This window comes from Bacillus cereus group sp. BfR-BA-01523 (assembly GCF_022662615.1).
GTDB lineage: Bacteria > Bacillota > Bacilli > Bacillales > Bacillaceae_G > Bacillus_A > Bacillus_A mycoides.
This window is the reverse complement of the sequence record NZ_JAKUDX010000004.1, coordinates 290,844-307,870: the sequence shown is the minus strand read 5'-3', so window position 1 is coordinate 307,870 and position 17,027 is coordinate 290,844. Positions and strand designations below refer to the sequence as shown.

The window sequence follows — 17,027 nt, the reverse complement described above, 5'->3', positions numbered from 1 at the left end:
CTATGAAACAAAGTTTACAAACAGCTTTTTCTTGTTCTTCTTTTCTTCTCTCCTATCCTGAACTAGGTTGGAGGGAAGCTTTACTAGAATTACAGGAAGAGATTCAAGAAATTGAACAGGAAGAAATCAGAGCATCACTTACAACATTTATAAAAGAAGCGCTAAATAAAACAGACAATCAACTTATTGATTCTTACGTCTATACATTCGACTTTGGAAAGAAGACAAATATGTATCTTACCTACATGAAAACAGGTGAACAAAGAGAGCGTGGAATTGAATTATTAGAGTTAAAACAGCATTATCAAAAATCTGGTTTTAACGTAACAGATAAAGAACTACCTGATTATTTACCGCTTCTACTTGAGTTTCTTGCAAACGCGAATGAAAAAGATAGCGAACCAATTATGAGTAAATACACGGAAAATATACAAGCGTTGCACGGGCAATTAAAAGAAGCAAACTGTATGTATGAACCAATTCTCGCCGCTGTTCTACTCGCTATCAATACATGGGGTGTACAGGCAAATTAGAAAGGAGAGTTGTCAAAATGATGGATCAATTTCTATGGGTATTGTTTCCCTATATCATTTTTGCAATCTTTATCGGTGGACATATTTTCAGATACAACTATGATCAATTTGGATGGACGTCAAAATCTAGTGAACTATTAGAAAAGAAAATGCTCCGAATCGGAAGTCTATTATTCCACTTTGGGATCATGTTCGTCATTGGTGGTCATGTTATGGGGATTTTAATTCCAGAGTCTGTATACCGTTCAATAGGTATTTCTGAGCATATGTATCATATAATGGCAATTAGTTTCGGGCTTCCGGCAGGTGTTGCTTCTATCATCGGTTTAATTATATTAACGTACCGCCGTGTAACAGTAAAACGCATCATTGCAACGAGTACAAGGGGAGATTATATTGCGCTTATTTTATTACTAATCGTAATGCTAGCGGGACTTTCTTCAACCTTTTTAAATATCGACTCAAAAGGGTTTGATTATCGTACAACGATCGGTCCGTGGTTCCGAAGTCTCTTTATTTTCCAACCGAAAGTTGAATATATGATGGAAGTACCAGTATGGTTTAAAATTCATATAATTGCAGGTATGGGTCTATTCGCAGTATGGCCATTTACTAGACTTGTCCATGTATTTAGTGCCCCAATTAAATACTTAAGCCGTAGTTATGTGATTTACAGAAGACGTATTCCTAATGAATTGAAAAAATAATGCCACAGTAAACGAATAGAAGTTAGCAACTAACATGAAACGAGGTCTAATGGAAGGCCTCGTCTTTTTTAGGAAATAACTGTATGCAAGAGAAAAAGAGTAGCATCTAAATAAGATGCTACTCTATGCTACAAACAGAGGCAGAGCAATCTTCACAAGCAATTTCACATTTTAAAAATTGTAAATCATGGATTGTAATCTTTCCTTTATGAATAGAAATCGTACCTTTTTTTTTCAAATCATTTAACATTCGATTTACGCTTTCACGCGAAGTTGCACAGAAGTTTGCAAGTTCTTGATTCGTTAATGGTAAATCGATGAGAATCCCATTTTCTTTTAACACACCATAACTATTTGTCATTCGAATGAGAGTAGAATATAGGGCACCTTTTTTGCCGTGTAATACTAGATCTCGGAACTTCGTTTGCATTCTTCTTAAATGTTCACTAATCCATTTCATAAATTCAAATACAAGTGCGGGCTTTTGGAGTAATTCTCTTTCTAACGCTTCACGCTTTATAACGCCTACTTCAACATCTTCAAGGCATTTTGAATTTAATAAATACTTCGCATCGTCCGTGAACAATGTTAATTCTCCAATAATGTCATATGCCGAACAAATACGGAGTGTCAACTCTTGCCCATCAGCACTTAGTTTACTAATTTGTACTTTTCCGGAGTGGATGATATAGAGTTCGGTTGCCTCCATACCTTCTTGAAAAATAAAACTTCCTTTTTTAATTTGCATTTTATATTCAACAGATGCAAGTAATTCCTTTAAATCTTGAGATAATTTCATACTGTTTGTCACAGCAATCACCTTTCTTCTTATAAGCAATACATTTCCTATTTTGAGTGTAAGTATGCTGAAAATGCAAGAGCTATTTCAAAATTGTTGTAAAATTTCAATGACCGTAAGGAGTAGGGACTGAAGATGTGAACAAAATGCGAACAGATTTGTGAAGAATTTTTGAATGGGGAAAGTAATGTGAGAAAAGTCACATTGAATATGTAGCTTCTTTTTTATAATGAAGGCAAATAAAAAATTTGAAAGCTTACTAATGATTGCAGTAGAAAAGAAGGGATATATATGCACGAGAAGATGAAAGATTCTTTAGAGCGGCCACTTCAAGATTTACGTATTTCAGTTATTGACCGTTGTAATTTTAGGTGCACGTACTGTATGCCAGCTGAAGTGTTCGGACCTGATTATGCTTTTTTACAGGAAGAGTTTTTATTAACGTTCGATGAAATAGAAAGGTTAGCGAGATTATTTATAAGTATGGGTGTTAATAAAATTAGACTTACTGGCGGTGAACCTTTATTGCGTAAAGATTTACCGAAGTTAATTGCAAGGCTTGCAAAGCTAGAAGGCTTAAAGGATATTGGACTCACAACAAACGGTATTCATTTAGCAAAACAGGCAAGGGCATTAAAAGAAGCGGGATTAAAACGTGTAAACATTAGTTTAGATGCGATAGAAGATCATGTCTTCCGAAAAATTAATGGACGAAATGTAAGTACAAAACCTGTATTGAAAGGAATTGAAGCAGCAAAGGCAGCTGGATTAGAAGTAAAAGTAAATATGGTCGTAAAAAAAGGGATGAATGATAGTCAAATTCTTCTTATGGCTCGTTATTTTAAAGAACAAGAAATTCAGCTTCGTTTTATCGAATTTATGGATGTGGGCAGTACGAACGGATGGAACTTTGAACAAGTTATTACGAAGGAACAATTAATAGAGAAAATTAATCGTGTATATCCGATTGAGCCTGTTAAACCTCGTTACTTTGGAGAAGTTGCGAAATTGTATCGATATGTAGGGAGCGATGCAGAAGTTGGATTTATTACTTCTGTTTCTGAATCTTTTTGTTCCTCTTGTACGAGAGCTCGTATATCGGCAGACGGTAAGTTTTTTACGTGCTTATTTGGAACGAAAGGAACTGATTTGCGAACGCTTCTTCGAGAAAATATTTCTGATGCTTCATTATTAAAAATTCTCCAACATACATGGGAGTGCAGAACAGATCGGTATTCGGATGAAAGAACGGCTGAAAGTACAAATAAACGTCCAAAAGTTGAAATGTCTTATATTGGTGGATAGCGAAAGGAGGATTCCCTATGCAAGAGCGATATTCAAGGCAAGTATTGTTTTCTGGAATTGGTGAAATGGGACAAAGAAAAATAAGAAAAAAACATGTGCTCCTAATCGGTGCGGGTGCACTAGGAGCTGCAAATGCGGAAGCGCTCGTTAGGATGGGGATTGGGAAGTTGACAATTGCTGACCGTGACTACGTCGAATGGAGTAATTTACAGCGGCAACAGTTATATATAGAAGAAGATGCACAGCAGTGTAAACCAAAAGCAATTGCAGCGGCAGAACATTTAAGAAAGATTAATTCTGAAGTAGAAATTGTACCAATTGTAACGGATGTCACAATGCAAGAAATAGAAGAGTTAACAAAAGAAGTGGATCTTATATTAGATGCGACTGACAATTTCGATACGCGCCTACTTATAAATGACATTTCGCAAAAAGAAAATATACCTTGGATATACGGTGGATGCATTGGAAGTTACGGTGTAACGTATACAATTCTTCCGGGGGAAACACCATGCTTTCGCTGTCTAATGGATCATCCTATGGGCGGTGCAACATGTGATACAGCAGGAATCATTCAGCCGGCTGTACAAATGGTCGTTGCTCACCAAGTGACAGAAGCGATGAAAATATTGGTGAATGATTTTCAGGCGCTAAGGGGAACGATGTTATCATTTGATATTTGGAACAATCAATATCTCTCATTAAAAGTAAATAGGCAGAAGAAAAGTACATGTCCATCTTGTGGGAATGTACGCACTTACCCAAATTTAACATTTGGATCACAGATGAAAACTGAAGTGCTATGCGGGCGGAATACAGTTCAAATCCGTCCAGGGATAAAGCGAGTTCTTAATTTAGAAGAAGTTCGAAATCGCTTACAAAAAAGCGTGAGTGTCAAAAAAAATCCATATTTACTATCGTTTCTAGTAGATGAATATCGTTTTGTTTTATTTACAGACGGTAGGGCATTTATTCATGGGACAAATGATATGAAAATGGCAAAACGATTATACGCAAAATATATAGGATGAACAGAAAGAGAGTTTATCCTTATCAAAACGAGGTGATAAAAGAATGCTAGAAAAACGTAAACCAATTCCAGTAGCAGAAGCAGTTGCACGCATAATGGAGTATGCTCATCAAGGTGAAATAGAAAAGGTTTCTCTTATAGACAGCTACGGTAGAACGCTTGGAGAAGATGTTATTGCAGATCATGATGTCCCGCATTTTGATCGCTCTCCATACGACGGGTTTGCAATTCGAGCGGAAGATACAAAAGAAGCAAGTAGCAGTAACCCTATTCAGTTTGAAGTGATTGGTGAAATTGGAGCAGGTTTTGTTTTTACAGAAGAAGTGAAAACATTTCAAGCTGTCCGTATTATGACAGGAGCCGCAATTCCAGAGGGGTGTAATGCTGTTGTTATGTTAGAGCTAACGGAAGGATTTGAAGAAAATGAAAAGACTTATATGAAATTAAAACGTCCTTTCGCCTCTAGTGATAACATTTCTTTTAAAGGGGAAGATGTAAAAGAAAATGCCATACTCGTGAAAAAAGGGACTTCTATTAACCCTGGAGTAGCAGCACTTCTTGCTACGTTTGGTTATAGTTCAGTACATGTTATAAAACAGCCAGTTATTGGAATTGTAACGACAGGAAGTGAACTTTTAGAAGTACATGAACAGCTTAAACCGGGGAAGATTCGAAATAGTAATTCCTATATGATTGCTGCTCAAATTGAGCGAGCAGGTGGAATTGTACGCTATTATGGACAATTTGCTGACGATTTAGAGACGTGTTATGAGACCGTAAAAAGAGCAATAAAAGAAGTCGATATTTTAATTACAACTGGTGGCGTTTCGGTAGGAGACTATGACTATTTACCTGCTATTTATGAGAGATTACGAGCTAATGTACTTTTCAACAAAATAGCGATGCGACCAGGAAGTGTGACAACTGTAGCTGAGCTAGAAGGAAAACTATTATTTGGTCTATCTGGTAATCCTTCAGCTTGTTATGTCGGATGTGAATTATATGTTCGGCCAGTCATTGGAACATATTTGCATAGAAAAGATCCGCACATATATCGAGCAGAAGCAATTTTACAGAAAGACTTTCCAAAAGCAAACCCATTTACTCGTTTTGTAAGAGGGAGAGTAGAAATTGTAGATGGCAAATTGCAAGCTACACCAGTTGGTTTAGATAAATCTAGTGCAATTTCTTCACTTGCAGAGGCGAATGCATTTATCGTCCTGCCGGGAGGAACGAAAGGATTTGAAGCAGGAATAATTGTTTCGGTATTATTATTGGAATCGAACATAGGAAGTGAGTGGCCGTGGAAAGAACCACTTCGATCATATAAGTAATAGAAAAATAGATTGCTAACTTATACAAAGGTAAGAGGTGCAAAATGACACATACGTATTATGAAGTAATTGATACACCTATTTCAATTGAAGAAGTTACAAACAAAGTAATTCGGTGTGAGTGTGGTGCGGTTACTACTTTCATTGGTACCGTCAGAGAATTTACGAAAGGACGTCGTACGCTATATTTAGAGTATGTAGCATATAAAACAATGGCGGAAAAACAGCTTGAGAAAATTGGTAATGAAGTAGAAGAGAAGTGGCCTGGGACATATGTAGCAATTACACATCGCATTGGTACATTGGAAATTTCTGATTTTGCTGTTGTTGTCGCCGTTTCAACACCACACCGGAAAGCAGCCTATGAGGCGAACGAATATATTATGGAGCGTATAAAACAAATTGTTCCGATTTGGAAGAAAGAGTTTTGGGAAGATGGTGAGTCATGGATAGGTGATCAGTTAGAGAAAATAGCACATGCAAATGGTGAGCCTGAAAGGGAGATGAGAACATGATTGAAGTACTATTATTTGCACATTTGCAAGAAGAAGCAAGTAAGCCGGCCTTGTACATAGATTGTGAAAATATTACGGTTGCTGAACTAAAGGAAGTTCTCATTAAGAAATACAGCGTAGCGATTTCAAACGAGATAATGGTCGCCGTAAATGAAGAGTATGCAAATGAGGATGACATTATTCAAACTGGCGATGTAGTAGCAATGATTCCGCCAGTAAGTGGTGGTTGATTCTTTTCAGCCTAATCATGTTAGGACGTGATTAGGCTGGAGAGAATGAATATAACTATGCATACATAGGAGGGAACAGGATGAAAAGTCCTAATTTTCAATTAAGTTTACAAACTTCTAATCTAGTTATCGGTTTTATGGTATGGGTTATCTTATCATCATTAATGCCATATATTAAAGCGGATATTCCATTAACTGCGGGACAAATTTCTATGGTCACAGCAGTACCCGTTATTTTAGGTTCTATTCTTCGCATTCCAATTGGTTATTGGACAAATCGTTACGGAGCAAGAAAATTGTTCTTTATTAGTTTTATACTTTTATTATTCCCTGTATTTTACATTAGTGTTGCCAATTCTATGATGGATTTAATTATTGGTGGATTATTTGTAGGGATTGGTGGTGCTGTATTCTCTGTAGGAGTAACTTCTCTACCGAAATACTTCCCGAAAGAGAGTCACGGTTTTGTAAATGGTATTTACGGTGTGGGTAACGCTGGAACAGCAATTACTTCATTTTTAGCACCTGTAATTGCGACATCAGTTGGCTGGAGAACAACAGTACAGTGTTATTTAGTTTTACTTGCAGCATTTGCACTTATGAACTTTTTATTAGGCGATCGTAAGGAAAAAAAGGTGAATACACCATTAATGGAACAAATAAAAGGTGTATATAAAAATGAAAAACTTTGGTTTCTATGTATCTTTTACTTTTTAACTTTCGGATCATTTGTCGCATTTACAGTATATTTACCAAACTTTTTAGTATCTCACTTCGGATTAGAGAAAGTAGATGCAGGCATGCGGACAGCTGGATTCATCGTATTAGCAACAATGATGCGCCCGATTGGTGGTTGGCTCGGTGATAAATTTAATCCATTTAAAATATTAATCTTCGTATTTATCGGCTTAACACTATCTGGTATTGTTTTATCATTCATGCCTAGTATGAACGTGTATACATTTGGTTGCTTACTAGTCGCATTCTGTGCAGGTATTGGAAATGGTACAATCTTTAAGCTTGTTCCAATGTACTTCTCTGAGCAAGCAGGGATTGTAAATGGGATTGTGTCAGCTTTAGGTGGATTAGGAGGGTTCTTCCCACCATTAATTTTAACGTTACTATTCCAACTAACAGGTCATTATGCAATTGGATTTATGGCGTTATCAGAAGTCGCTCTTGCTTGTTTAATCATTACAGTATGGATGTATAGCCAAGAGAAGCTGTTAGTGATGTTAAAGAATCATTAATAAAGAAAAAGAACCCTCCTAAAGTAATCTAGGAGGGTTCTTTTAGTAATAGGCTTCGATATGTTTTTTATTGCTAACTTAACAAACACTTGTATTCTAAAATAATGTGGTTTAAAAATGAAAAACAGAAGTTTTGTGGAATTTTATGTTAAAATATAGATATCAGATGTTATTCAATTAAAGGGTTAGTTAAAGAAAGTTTAAATCTCTTCCGAAGATAGAACTAATTTTTAGCATACAAATACTTAATTGGATCGGGGTGTTTAGATGAAAAAATTATATAAGTCCACTCAAGATAAACAAGTATCAGGTGTATTAGGTGGCTTAAGCGATAAGTATGGAATTGATGTAAGTATCCTTCGCATAGTCACTGCATTATCAGCCTTTTTTACTAGTGGATTTACGGTGTTACTTTATATAATAGCTGCAATTGTTTTGCCTACAGATAAAGATATTAAGCGATAAATGTATGAACTTAAATCTAATTCCACAATCGAAAACTCTGTTTTTTGTCTATTGAAAGTTTCCAAAGTAAAAGCAACAGTACGATTGTTATAAGACTGAAATGAACAAACGAAAAATCCTCATAAAACATTCGGAATATATCGAGAACGAAAATAATAACTTTTGAATTAAACGATGACTATTGATCGCTAACGAATCGATAAATAGTCGCTCCTTTCTAAAGGATATCTATTAATCTGTATAAAAATATATTGGTGCATTTAAATATTCTGAAATTCCAAAAACATATGACGGTATTTATAACAAGAAAAAACTTCATATTTTTTAGGGCCAGATTTTTTCGTAAGGCTAATGGATATTGTGAAAAAGTACACTTAAAATAAAGAATAAAGTTTGGGTCGATAAGATAAAATTATGAATTTGTATAAATAATCCATAATTTTTTTTATGAGTCATATTTGATATGTTAAAGAAAAGAGAGGGGAGGGAAATGAAATGAGAATTTTTGATGCACATTTTCATATTATTGATTTTAATTTTCCAATTATTGAGAACCAAGGGTATTTTCCACCCAACTTTGTTGTAGAAGATTATCAGAATGAAACTCCTAATTTGAATGTAATTGGTGGAGCGATCGTATCTGGTTCTTTCCAAGGGTTTGATCAAGAATATTTATTAAAGGCACTAAAACAGTTGGGTTCAACATTTTGTGGCGTAACACAATTACCTTTTACAGTGACGGATGAAGAAATACTAAATTTAAATGAAAATGGGGTAAAAGCATTACGCTTTAATATTAAAAGAGGTGGTTCAGAAGATTTATCGAAGCTGGATTACTTTGCTAGAAGAGTTCATGATTTAGTAGGATGGCATAGTGAGCTTTATATGGATGCAAAAGAGTTGCCCGAAATTGCATCCACTATAGAAAAATTACCAGCTATATCAATTGACCATTTAGGGTTATCAGAAGAAGGTTTACCACATTTATTAAAACTAGTTGATAAAGGGGTACATGTGAAAGCTACTGGTTTTGGTCGTGTCGAATTAGATGTTGAGAATGCCTTAAAGTCGATTTATGAAGTTAACCCAGATGCACTTATGTTTGGAACAGATTTACCATCTACAAGAGCAAAAAGACCTTTTGAGTATGGAGATATCAAATTGATTCAACAGCTATTTGATGAACAAGCTACCGATAAAATCCTGTATACGAATGCTTTCAAATGGTATTTTGGGTAGCGTCAGGGGCTACATTTGAATTAACTGTATCCATATTTAGTAAAGAGTTTAATCCAACTATAATGTATTTAGAATGGGGTATTAAATGTTTGTTTTTATTATATTAGACGTGATATTACCAATATTAATATTGATTCTAATTGGTGCAATCTTACAAAGAAAGTTCCAATTTAACTTAAAGCAGCTATCTACACTTATTACTTATTGCTTGATGCCAGCGGCTGTATTTGTGAATATATATGATATTAGTATAGAAACAGGTTTGTTGCTCCAGATAATATACTATTTAATACTTTACAGTCTGAGTGTGATGATAGTAAGTCATTTCATTTCAAAAACATTAAAGTTAGAAAAAGGAGAAAGTGCAGCTCTAAAAAATAGCATTTCGTTAATGAATTCCGGTAATTATGGATTACCAGTAAGTCAATTGATTTTCAGTCACAATCCAGTGGGGGTTTCCATTCAGATTTTCATTGTGATTTTCCAGAATCTTTTAACTTATTCATATGGGATATATAACTTACTATCAGCAACAAAAACAATCGGAAGTATTATTCAATCATTTCTAAGACTGCCTGTATTTCATGCACTCATATTAGGGGTTCTCTTTCAATCTTTTACAATTCAAATACCTAATTCTATCTTTCTACCTCTTAATCAGCTTGCGAATAGTTTTGTTGCAATAGCACTCATATTGCTAGGAGCGCAATTATCCAACATTAAGCTTAATTTTTTCCATCGAGTCATAACATGGGCTTTAATTGGAAGATTATTGATGGGACCATTATTAGCACTTGCCATGATATACCTACTAAACATTGATGGTATTGTTGCACAATCATTATTTATTGCAAGTTCTTTTCCTACTTCAAGAAATACAGCAACTATTGCTATGGAGTATCAAATAGAGCCTGAACTACATGCACAAATCGTTTTATTTTCAACACTTTTCAGCATTATTACAGTAACTGTCGTTATTTATTTGTCATATATTTTGTTTTGAATATACGTGCAAAAACGGATAGACTTGAGGCGGTAAATGATGGACGGAAATCCCATCGATATGAGAAGAAAACAGTCTTTGATATATTGGGTGTCGTTTACAATTGTACCATGTCTGATAATCAAGCGGCTTAATTCAAAAAAGGAACCAAAACAAAAAGAACAAACGCTTCTAAAAAACGTTTGTCCAAAGGTAATTACTATTTTAGCTAAGAAATAGATTATTATTTGTGAGTACGAGAAAGCTTTTTTATAAGTTTAGGAAATATAGATGTTAGTTCCTGCTTCAAACGCTTTGTAAACGATGGATCCTTACCGGAAGTTGAAATCGTTACAATATATTCATCATTTCGGATGACACCAGGTGTGTGAAAGGATGATGCTGTGCCATCACTTACAACGTTAACCCATTGGAAATCATGTGCGGCTTGTTTGACCATCATATTGACATCATGTTGATTTGTAGCTGCATAAATAAGGTGAGCATCTTTAATATCATCATTACTAAAAGTTTTTTGCTTCCAAGTAATATAAGGAAGTTCCTTCATTTCCTCGCAAATCTCTGGGCTGATAACGGTGACAAAAGCGCCTGTATCTTTTAATCCAGACGCTTTCCGATATGCGATTTTACCACCACCAACTATAACAACTACTTTTTTATCTAAATTAAACATAAGAGGGCACATGTTATACATACACACATTCCTCCATTCGTTCTAATAATGTTAACTTCATATATGTATCAAACTGAAGACAGTTGCAAGTCGTGATGTGATCATATTCTTTTGTATGCAACTTAATTTTTTGAAGCAACAAACCGGTAAAGAGAAGGTACGGCATGACATATACATGGGACGCAGTCGATGTTATCGTCTTGAGCTCAGCAGTAAAAGAGGGCGCTCCTTTCGTTAAAAAGGAGCACGATACTGGCATACCGAGTTTTCGTTCGACCGCTGCTCCGATTTGTTGTAACTCATGTATCGGCTGTGGATCACTACTGCCTCGTCCTACGAGTAAAACGCTACTATCTTGCTTTGGCATAGTTTCACGTATTCTTTTCACTACAAGTTCAACCATATGTGGATGCGTACTAAAAGGTGGTACAACTGAAAATGTTATTTGAGGATATTTCTTTTGTAGTTGCTCTATTTCAAAAGGAATATCACGTTTATAGTGAGCTGCTGCAAATAATAAAACAGGTACAATCATTATTTCAGTTGCACCCTCTAGTATTGCTTCTGTAACTGCATCCGAAATGGTAGGTGTCGTTAGTTCTAGAAAAGCTATTTTTTGACTCCTTTCGTTACGTTCTTTCATAACAGATTGAATAAAGTGAATGAATTGTTCATTACCTTCTCGCAGGCGACTACCGTGTCCAACATATACAATTCCTTTCATCGTACCACCAAATCTTTCTTCATAATAATGTCTTGTAATTGCTCATCTACATTATGAAAACCCACTTTATTCGCATAGTGTAACGTTGGAATGTCGGTATACGAGAAGGGAAGAGTAAGAATATCGATAAAGCCAAGTCGTTTTATTTCTGATGAAAATGTATCAATTGAAGCACGTCCTTCAAATACAATGCTATCCCATGAGAATTCAGAAAGCATACGAGAATGGACTTCATCGAAACGATGATCAATTGTATACTCATGAGTCATCATATAAGACCCAGCACCAATTTTTTCTTGAATAAAACCAATTCGATTAATATTTCTGCCTAAATAAACAGTTGTATCGGAAGAGAACTCTGCTTGTTTACTTAGTAGCCCATATTGCATAAGTTTTTCTTGAGTGGCAACGTTCATATACTGCAGTTTCGCCTGTAAGGAACGAATATCTTTCTGGCGTTTACTACATGATCGCATCAAGATTTCTACACTTTCATCTGAACAAAATACAAGGCGATCAACGTTAAAAATTTCATTGATTTGTTCAGATGTTAATGTGTATTCTTCCCTTTTGAAAGTTGGAATTTGATATGTTTCTGCACCGCATTCTTGTAACTTTTGCTTTATGAAACTGGTTTTATTTGTTGCGGATGCAAATAAAACTTTTTTACCATGCAATGGTTTACGTTCTTTCCAAGCGATTTGATTACGTAAGGAAACGACATCACCAACAATTGTCATTGATGGATTAGAAATATTTGCGTTTTTGACGATAGGAACAATGGTTGAAAGTGTTCCTGTGACAACGCGTTGCTTTCCAGTTGTACCCCACTCAATGACTGCTACGGGTGTATTTTCTTGTTTTCCTGCTTGTAGTAAATTTTCACAAATTGTAGGTAAGTTCTTTATACCCATGTAGTAGGCAATTGTGTCGCTATTGTGGGATGAATTATATTTTCCATGATCGGTTAAAGGACCTTTTGCATGCCCAGTTAGTAAAGTAACGCTATTACTGTAGTTGCGGTGGGTGAGGGGGATACCTGCATAGCTACTAGCGGCGATGCTAGATGTAATACCTGGTACAATTTCATATGGAATGTCCGCTGCCGCTAAAGTTTCTGCTTCTTCACCAACACGGCCAAAAATAGATGGATCTCCGCCCTTTAAGCGGACAACGATTTTTCCTTCTTTCGCAAATTGAAGGAGGTGGGCGTTAATCATTTCTTGACGCATAGTATGATTCTTTGGCATTTTACCGCAATAAATAAGTTCACAAGTTGGCTTTGTATAGCTAAGAAAGTTAGGGTTCAATAAGCGGTCATATAAGACAATATCTGCACGCTTTAAGCAATCTATCGCTTTTTTTGTAATAAGCCCCTCATCCCCTGGTCCTGCACCAACTAAATATACATATCCGTTCATAATCGCACCTCATCATTTTTTATTTAAAAGGAAGCCAGAGGAGGCTTCCTTTCGTAAATTACATGTTTATATAAATGTCACCATCAATAACTTCTACTTCGTACGTTTGGATACAGCCGTCATCAGGTTTTTGAACTTCACCTGTTAGTAATGAGATTTTCCAATCATGCAGTGGACAAAAGACGAATTCCCCAGATACAATTCCTTCCGCTAACGGTCCATTTTTATGAGGGCACCGATTTTCTACAGCTCGAATATCACCATTTGAAAGGCGGAATAGGGCGATAGACATGTCTTTCATTTGTACCTCTTTACCAATTTGAATAGGAAGGTCTTCCGCACGCATAACTTTTATTTTTTCTTTCGTTTGTATCATATAGATTACAGCTCCTTATTTCACAGTTTCTACTTCATACATCGCTTTTAAAGACTTCGTTTCTAGTGCTTCTCCCCAAGCTTCCGTATATGTGCTACGAGCTGTTTGGAAGCGTTCATTTAGCGTAGTCACCATACTTGCATCTTGTAGTATTTCTTTTATGTGATCGAAGCCTAAACGTTCTGTCCAGTAGGCAGTACGCTCTCCATAAATACCAGTTTCACGATAATATTGCATGTAAGCTGTAGCGATGCGAAGGACATCATCTTCAGTTGGGACAATCATTACAAAATCAGCTTCGCGTACTTCTGTACCACCATTTCCGCCAATATAAAGTTGGAATCCATTTTCAACACACACAACGCCGAAATCTTTCGTAAGTACTTCCGCACAGTTACGTGGACAACCTGTTACACCCATTTTCATTTTATGAGGTGTATCTACCATTTCTAATGACTGTTCAAGGAGCATACCAAGTCCTAAAGAATCTTTCGTACCGAAACGACAGAAGCGAGAACCAACACATGATTTTACATTACGAAGCGATTTTGAGTACGCATATCCAGAAGTCATATTTAAGTCAGCCCATACGTTAGGTAAATCTTGTTTCTTAACACCATATAAGCCGATTCGGCTCGCACCTGTAATTTTCACAAGAGGAACGTCATATTTTTTTGCGACTTCAGCAATTTTCATTAAATCATCTGCGGTTGTAACGCCTCCGTACATACGTGGAATAACAGAGAATGTACCATCGTGCTGGATGTTACCATTCATTCTTTCATTAACGTAACGGGATGATTTATCATCTACATATTCTTCCGGAATCGCCATACGTAAATAGTAATTTAAAGCAGGACGACATTTCGAACAGCCGTCTTCATGTGCAAAACCGAGTACATTTCGTACTTCTTTTGGCGATTTTAAACCTTTCTCGTGAATGGCGGCTACGACTTCGTCACGTGATAAAGTTGTACATCCGCACATACCAGCAGACTGCGCAGAAGCATCAAAAGCATCTCCGAGTGTATGAGCTAGAACTTGTTCCACAAGCGGACGACATTTACCACAAGACCCTGCGGCTTTCGTGCATCCTTTAACTTCTTCAAAAGTAGTTAAGTCTTGTTCTAAAATGGCATGAACGATTGTACCTTTCGTAACGCCATTACATCCACAAATTGTGTCATCCGCACTCATTGTAGCAACGTCAAGTTCACTTTCTTCACCAGCTTTGTGAAGAAGGGAAGCGGCTGTATATTCTTGTATATCTTCTTCTTTCTTTAACATGCTAAAGAGGCGTGTACCATCAGTTGCATCACCATATAAAACGATACCGACGACTTTATTGTCACGAATTAATACTTTTTTATAGGAACGTTTACATTCATCAAAGATTGAAATTGCTTTCGTTTGATCATCTTCATAAATTTGACCAGCAGAGAATAAATCACAACCTGCAACTTTTAACTGTGTACCGACGATGCTGCCCGTATATCCATTAGTTTGTAAATTCGTTATATGTTTTGCTAATATTGCGCCTTGTTCATAAAGAGGGGCAACAAGTCCATATGCGATACCGTCATGTTCTGCACATTCTCCAACTGCATAAATGGATTCATCATTCGTTAGCATATAGTCATTGACTACAATGCCGCGATTTACAAGTAAACTAGCATCTTTTGCTATTTGAGTATTTGGACGTATTCCGACAGCCATTACGATTAAATTACAATCTACAACTTCACCATCTCCAAATTGAATGCCCTCAACATGGTCTGTACCAAGAATCTTTACAGTTTTCTTTTCCATTAGAAACTTCATGCCTTGCGCTTCTAAATCTTCACGCAATAGGGAAGCTGCTTTCGTATCTAGTTGTTGCTCCATTAAGCTAGGCATTAAATGAACAACATGTACATCCATCCCTAAGTCAATAAGACCTCTTGCGGCTTCTAAACCGAGTAATCCACCACCAATGACAACGGCCTTTTTCTTTTCTTTAGCGGTATCCATCATAAATTGTGTATCTTCAATTGTTCGAAATCCTGTTACACCAGGAAGGGTGGAACCTTCAACTGGTAAAATAAAAGCACTAGAACCTGTTGCGATAATGAGTTTGTCGTATGTAAGAGTACGATTTTTTTCTGTGACAATGACCTTTTCCTCGCGGTTAATACTTTGAACTCTCTCGTTTGTATATAAAGTTATTTCGTTTTCTTCGTACCAACTATATTCGTTCATAATGATATCTTGCATATTTGTTTTGCCTTGTAGAACATGAGAGAGCATAATGCGATTGTAGTTTGGATGTGGTTCATCTCCAAAAATAGTAATCTCATATGAATCACTATCATGTTTTAATATTTCTTCCATACAGCGTATGCCAGCCATACCATTTCCGATCATAACTAAACGTTTTTTCATATTCATTTCCCCTTTTATGTGAAATGCTGAACAAAATATTATATTCTCATTATAGAAAATCAAAAAAGGGGAAGATGTGATATTTATCACATTTTTATAATGATTCACAAATTGTTAAAATTCGGATTTATGTGAAGGGAGAAGCGAAAGGGAATATGGCTATATGGATAGAGGGGAAGGGGAAGTATAAATATTTTTTATACAATGAAAAAGCAGGACATGAGCATTTATACTCATGTCCTGCACTTTATTTATGCTTTTGAAATTGCACGAGGAAATAAAATATTATTTTCTAAATGAATATGCTCAAATAAATCAGATTCAATGGCTTCAAGGCGCTGGTAAACAAGGCGATAAGTGCCGCAAGCTCCTTCTGGTGGAGTAAAGTCATTTGTCACCTTACGAAGTTCTTTAATAATATTGCCAGCGTGGTTATGTTCATTCTCCAACTCGTCTACTACTTTACGTAACTTTGCATAGTTTTGATCAGTTGGATTTTGTTCGAATTCTAAAATTAACGGGAAATCTTCCGTTTCTTCTTTAATTAAATGTTGTTCTAATTCCATTTTAAGTTCATGAAATAGTTTATGAATTTGAGCTAAATGAGGCTGATTTGCTCCATGAACGCGTAATACTTTCGTCACATATGGACTTAGCTGTGGCAACTCTTCATTTAAATAGCGATGATGCTTATTAATCACATAATCAATCAATTCACGATATGAAGCATTTTTCCAATCAATTTCAGATTCATTTAATAGTTTCGTATTATTATAAAGTGTATTTAACTCTGTAATTACCTCTGTTGCCGATAAATTTCTTTCATTAATTGCGTCAATAAGTGGTCTACTACCACCACAACAAAAGTCTATTCTATATGATTTAAAAAAGTCACTAGCTTTCGGGAATTGTGTAACAATCTCACCGATAATTGAAGTTTCAGTAAATGTATGTTTCATATGAATGCCTCCATAAAGTTTAAATGTAATATCTAAATTAAGA

18 protein-coding genes are annotated in these 17,027 nt (G+C 35.9%); 11 read left to right on the top strand and 7 right to left on the bottom strand.

The features are described 5' to 3' along the window. The first annotated feature begins 2 nt into the window (after positions 1-2). Both narJ and narI read left to right on the top strand, forming a co-directional pair. On the top strand, positions 3-533 hold the full coding sequence (narJ, locus tag MR066_RS13490) for a nitrate reductase molybdenum cofactor assembly chaperone (RefSeq protein ID WP_002031591.1): 531 nt from the start codon (positions 3-5) through the stop codon (positions 531-533). A gap of 17 nt (positions 534-550) precedes the next feature. After that, positions 551-1,240, top strand: coding sequence for a respiratory nitrate reductase subunit gamma (narI, locus tag MR066_RS13485; protein ID WP_002031592.1), 690 nt, complete (start codon positions 551-553; stop codon positions 1,238-1,240). 118 nt (positions 1,241-1,358) lie between these two features. Here the strand turns inward: narI and MR066_RS13480 are convergent, their stop codons facing one another. After that, the gene (locus tag MR066_RS13480; protein WP_061689850.1) at positions 1,359-2,051 is read right to left on the bottom strand and encodes a Crp/Fnr family transcriptional regulator; all 693 of its coding nucleotides are present in this window, start codon (positions 2,049-2,051) and stop codon (positions 1,359-1,361) included. Positions 2,052-2,330: 279 nt separating this feature from the next. Between MR066_RS13480 and moaA the strand changes: the two genes are divergently transcribed. From moaA to MR066_RS13435, 9 genes are all read left to right on the top strand, one after another. Further along, entirely contained in the window at positions 2,331-3,344 is a 1,014-nt protein-coding gene (moaA, locus tag MR066_RS13475; protein ID WP_002168528.1) for a GTP 3',8-cyclase MoaA, read from the top strand. Positions 3,345-3,361: 17 nt separating this feature from the next. Beyond that, positions 3,362-4,375 carry a molybdopterin-synthase adenylyltransferase MoeB gene (locus MR066_RS13470; RefSeq protein WP_242247457.1) on the top strand — a complete coding sequence of 338 codons (1,014 nt, stop codon included), beginning with the start codon at positions 3,362-3,364 and terminating at the stop codon, positions 4,373-4,375. Positions 4,376-4,418: 43 nt separating this feature from the next. Further along, positions 4,419-5,708 (top strand): molybdopterin molybdotransferase MoeA, encoded by a 1,290-nt coding sequence (locus MR066_RS13465; RefSeq protein ID WP_002141461.1) that lies wholly within the window; start codon positions 4,419-4,421, stop codon positions 5,706-5,708. A 44-nt stretch (positions 5,709-5,752) separates the two neighbouring features. Continuing rightward, complete coding sequence (locus MR066_RS13460) at positions 5,753-6,223, top strand: molybdenum cofactor biosynthesis protein MoaE (RefSeq protein ID WP_242247456.1); 471 nt, start codon at positions 5,753-5,755, stop codon at positions 6,221-6,223. Then, positions 6,220-6,453, top strand: coding sequence for a molybdopterin converting factor subunit 1 (gene moaD, locus MR066_RS13455; RefSeq protein ID WP_002127098.1), 234 nt, complete (start codon positions 6,220-6,222; stop codon positions 6,451-6,453). The genes MR066_RS13460 and moaD overlap by 4 nt, the downstream gene beginning before the upstream one ends. Before the next feature lie 80 nt (positions 6,454-6,533). Continuing rightward, positions 6,534-7,703 (top strand): nitrate transporter NarK, encoded by a 1,170-nt coding sequence (narK, locus tag MR066_RS13450; RefSeq protein ID WP_242247455.1) that lies wholly within the window; start codon positions 6,534-6,536, stop codon positions 7,701-7,703. A gap of 267 nt (positions 7,704-7,970) precedes the next feature. Continuing rightward, positions 7,971-8,168, top strand: a complete 198-nt coding sequence (locus MR066_RS13445) for a PspC domain-containing protein (protein WP_000737853.1) — start codon at positions 7,971-7,973, stop codon at positions 8,166-8,168. 495 nt (positions 8,169-8,663) lie between these two features. Beyond that, positions 8,664-9,407: an amidohydrolase family protein gene (locus MR066_RS13440; protein ID WP_002085952.1), complete on the top strand. Its 744-nt coding sequence runs from the start codon at positions 8,664-8,666 to the stop codon at positions 9,405-9,407. 85 nt (positions 9,408-9,492) lie between these two features. Continuing rightward, positions 9,493-10,410, top strand: a complete 918-nt coding sequence (locus MR066_RS13435) for an AEC family transporter (protein WP_002031605.1) — start codon at positions 9,493-9,495, stop codon at positions 10,408-10,410. Positions 10,411-10,633: 223 nt separating this feature from the next. Here the strand turns inward: MR066_RS13435 and MR066_RS13430 are convergent, their stop codons facing one another. The 6 genes from MR066_RS13430 to ric form a co-directional block, all read right to left on the bottom strand. Next, positions 10,634-11,104 carry a precorrin-2 dehydrogenase gene (locus MR066_RS13430; protein ID WP_002085951.1) on the bottom strand — a complete coding sequence of 157 codons (471 nt, stop codon included), beginning with the start codon at positions 11,102-11,104 and terminating at the stop codon, positions 10,634-10,636. Continuing rightward, entirely contained in the window at positions 11,097-11,807 is a 711-nt protein-coding gene (locus MR066_RS13425; RefSeq protein WP_242247454.1) for a sirohydrochlorin chelatase, read from the bottom strand. Before MR066_RS13425 ends, MR066_RS13430 begins: the two co-directional genes overlap by 8 nt. Continuing rightward, complete coding sequence (locus MR066_RS13420; protein ID WP_242247453.1) at positions 11,804-13,228, bottom strand: uroporphyrin-III C-methyltransferase; 1,425 nt, start codon at positions 13,226-13,228, stop codon at positions 11,804-11,806. Before MR066_RS13420 ends, MR066_RS13425 begins: the two co-directional genes overlap by 4 nt. Before the next feature lie 58 nt (positions 13,229-13,286). Next, positions 13,287-13,604: a nitrite reductase small subunit NirD gene (gene nirD / locus MR066_RS13415; protein ID WP_002141471.1), complete on the bottom strand. Its 318-nt coding sequence runs from the start codon at positions 13,602-13,604 to the stop codon at positions 13,287-13,289. Positions 13,605-13,619: 15 nt separating this feature from the next. After that, entirely contained in the window at positions 13,620-16,025 is a 2,406-nt protein-coding gene (gene nirB, locus MR066_RS13410; protein ID WP_242247452.1) for an NADPH-nitrite reductase large subunit, read from the bottom strand. Between the two features lie 251 nt (positions 16,026-16,276). Continuing rightward, complete coding sequence (ric, locus tag MR066_RS13405; protein WP_088032731.1) at positions 16,277-16,984, bottom strand: iron-sulfur cluster repair di-iron protein; 708 nt, start codon at positions 16,982-16,984, stop codon at positions 16,277-16,279. Positions 16,985-17,027 lie beyond the last annotated feature (43 nt).

Excerpts from the sequence above, each read along its gene's own strand:
- narJ (WP_002031591.1), top strand. The coding sequence starts at position 3 with ATGAAACAAAGTTTACAAACAGCTTTTTCTTGTTCTTCTTTTCTTCTC.
- MR066_RS13470 (WP_242247457.1), top strand. The coding sequence starts at position 3,362 with ATGCAAGAGCGATATTCAAGGCAAGTATTGTTTTCTGGAATTGGTGAA.
- nirB (WP_242247452.1), bottom strand. The coding sequence starts at position 16,025 with ATGAAAAAACGTTTAGTTATGATCGGAAATGGTATGGCTGGCATACGC.
- MR066_RS13425 (WP_242247454.1), bottom strand. The coding sequence starts at position 11,807 with ATGAAAGGAATTGTATATGTTGGACACGGTAGTCGCCTGCGAGAAGGT.
- MR066_RS13435 (WP_002031605.1), top strand. The coding sequence starts at position 9,493 with ATGTTTGTTTTTATTATATTAGACGTGATATTACCAATATTAATATTG.
- ric (WP_088032731.1), bottom strand. The coding sequence starts at position 16,984 with ATGAAACATACATTTACTGAAACTTCAATTATCGGTGAGATTGTTACA.
- MR066_RS13445 (WP_000737853.1), top strand. The coding sequence starts at position 7,971 with ATGAAAAAATTATATAAGTCCACTCAAGATAAACAAGTATCAGGTGTA.
- MR066_RS13465 (WP_002141461.1), top strand. The coding sequence starts at position 4,419 with ATGCTAGAAAAACGTAAACCAATTCCAGTAGCAGAAGCAGTTGCACGC.
- MR066_RS13460 (WP_242247456.1), top strand. The coding sequence starts at position 5,753 with ATGACACATACGTATTATGAAGTAATTGATACACCTATTTCAATTGAA.
- moaA (WP_002168528.1), top strand. The coding sequence starts at position 2,331 with ATGCACGAGAAGATGAAAGATTCTTTAGAGCGGCCACTTCAAGATTTA.
- MR066_RS13430 (WP_002085951.1), bottom strand. The coding sequence starts at position 11,104 with ATGTATAACATGTGCCCTCTTATGTTTAATTTAGATAAAAAAGTAGTT.
- narK (WP_242247455.1), top strand. The coding sequence starts at position 6,534 with ATGAAAAGTCCTAATTTTCAATTAAGTTTACAAACTTCTAATCTAGTT.
- moaD (WP_002127098.1), top strand. The coding sequence starts at position 6,220 with ATGATTGAAGTACTATTATTTGCACATTTGCAAGAAGAAGCAAGTAAG.
- nirD (WP_002141471.1), bottom strand. The coding sequence starts at position 13,604 with ATGATACAAACGAAAGAAAAAATAAAAGTTATGCGTGCGGAAGACCTT.
- MR066_RS13440 (WP_002085952.1), top strand. The coding sequence starts at position 8,664 with ATGAGAATTTTTGATGCACATTTTCATATTATTGATTTTAATTTTCCA.
- MR066_RS13420 (WP_242247453.1), bottom strand. The coding sequence starts at position 13,228 with ATGAACGGATATGTATATTTAGTTGGTGCAGGACCAGGGGATGAGGGG.
- narI (WP_002031592.1), top strand. The coding sequence starts at position 551 with ATGATGGATCAATTTCTATGGGTATTGTTTCCCTATATCATTTTTGCA.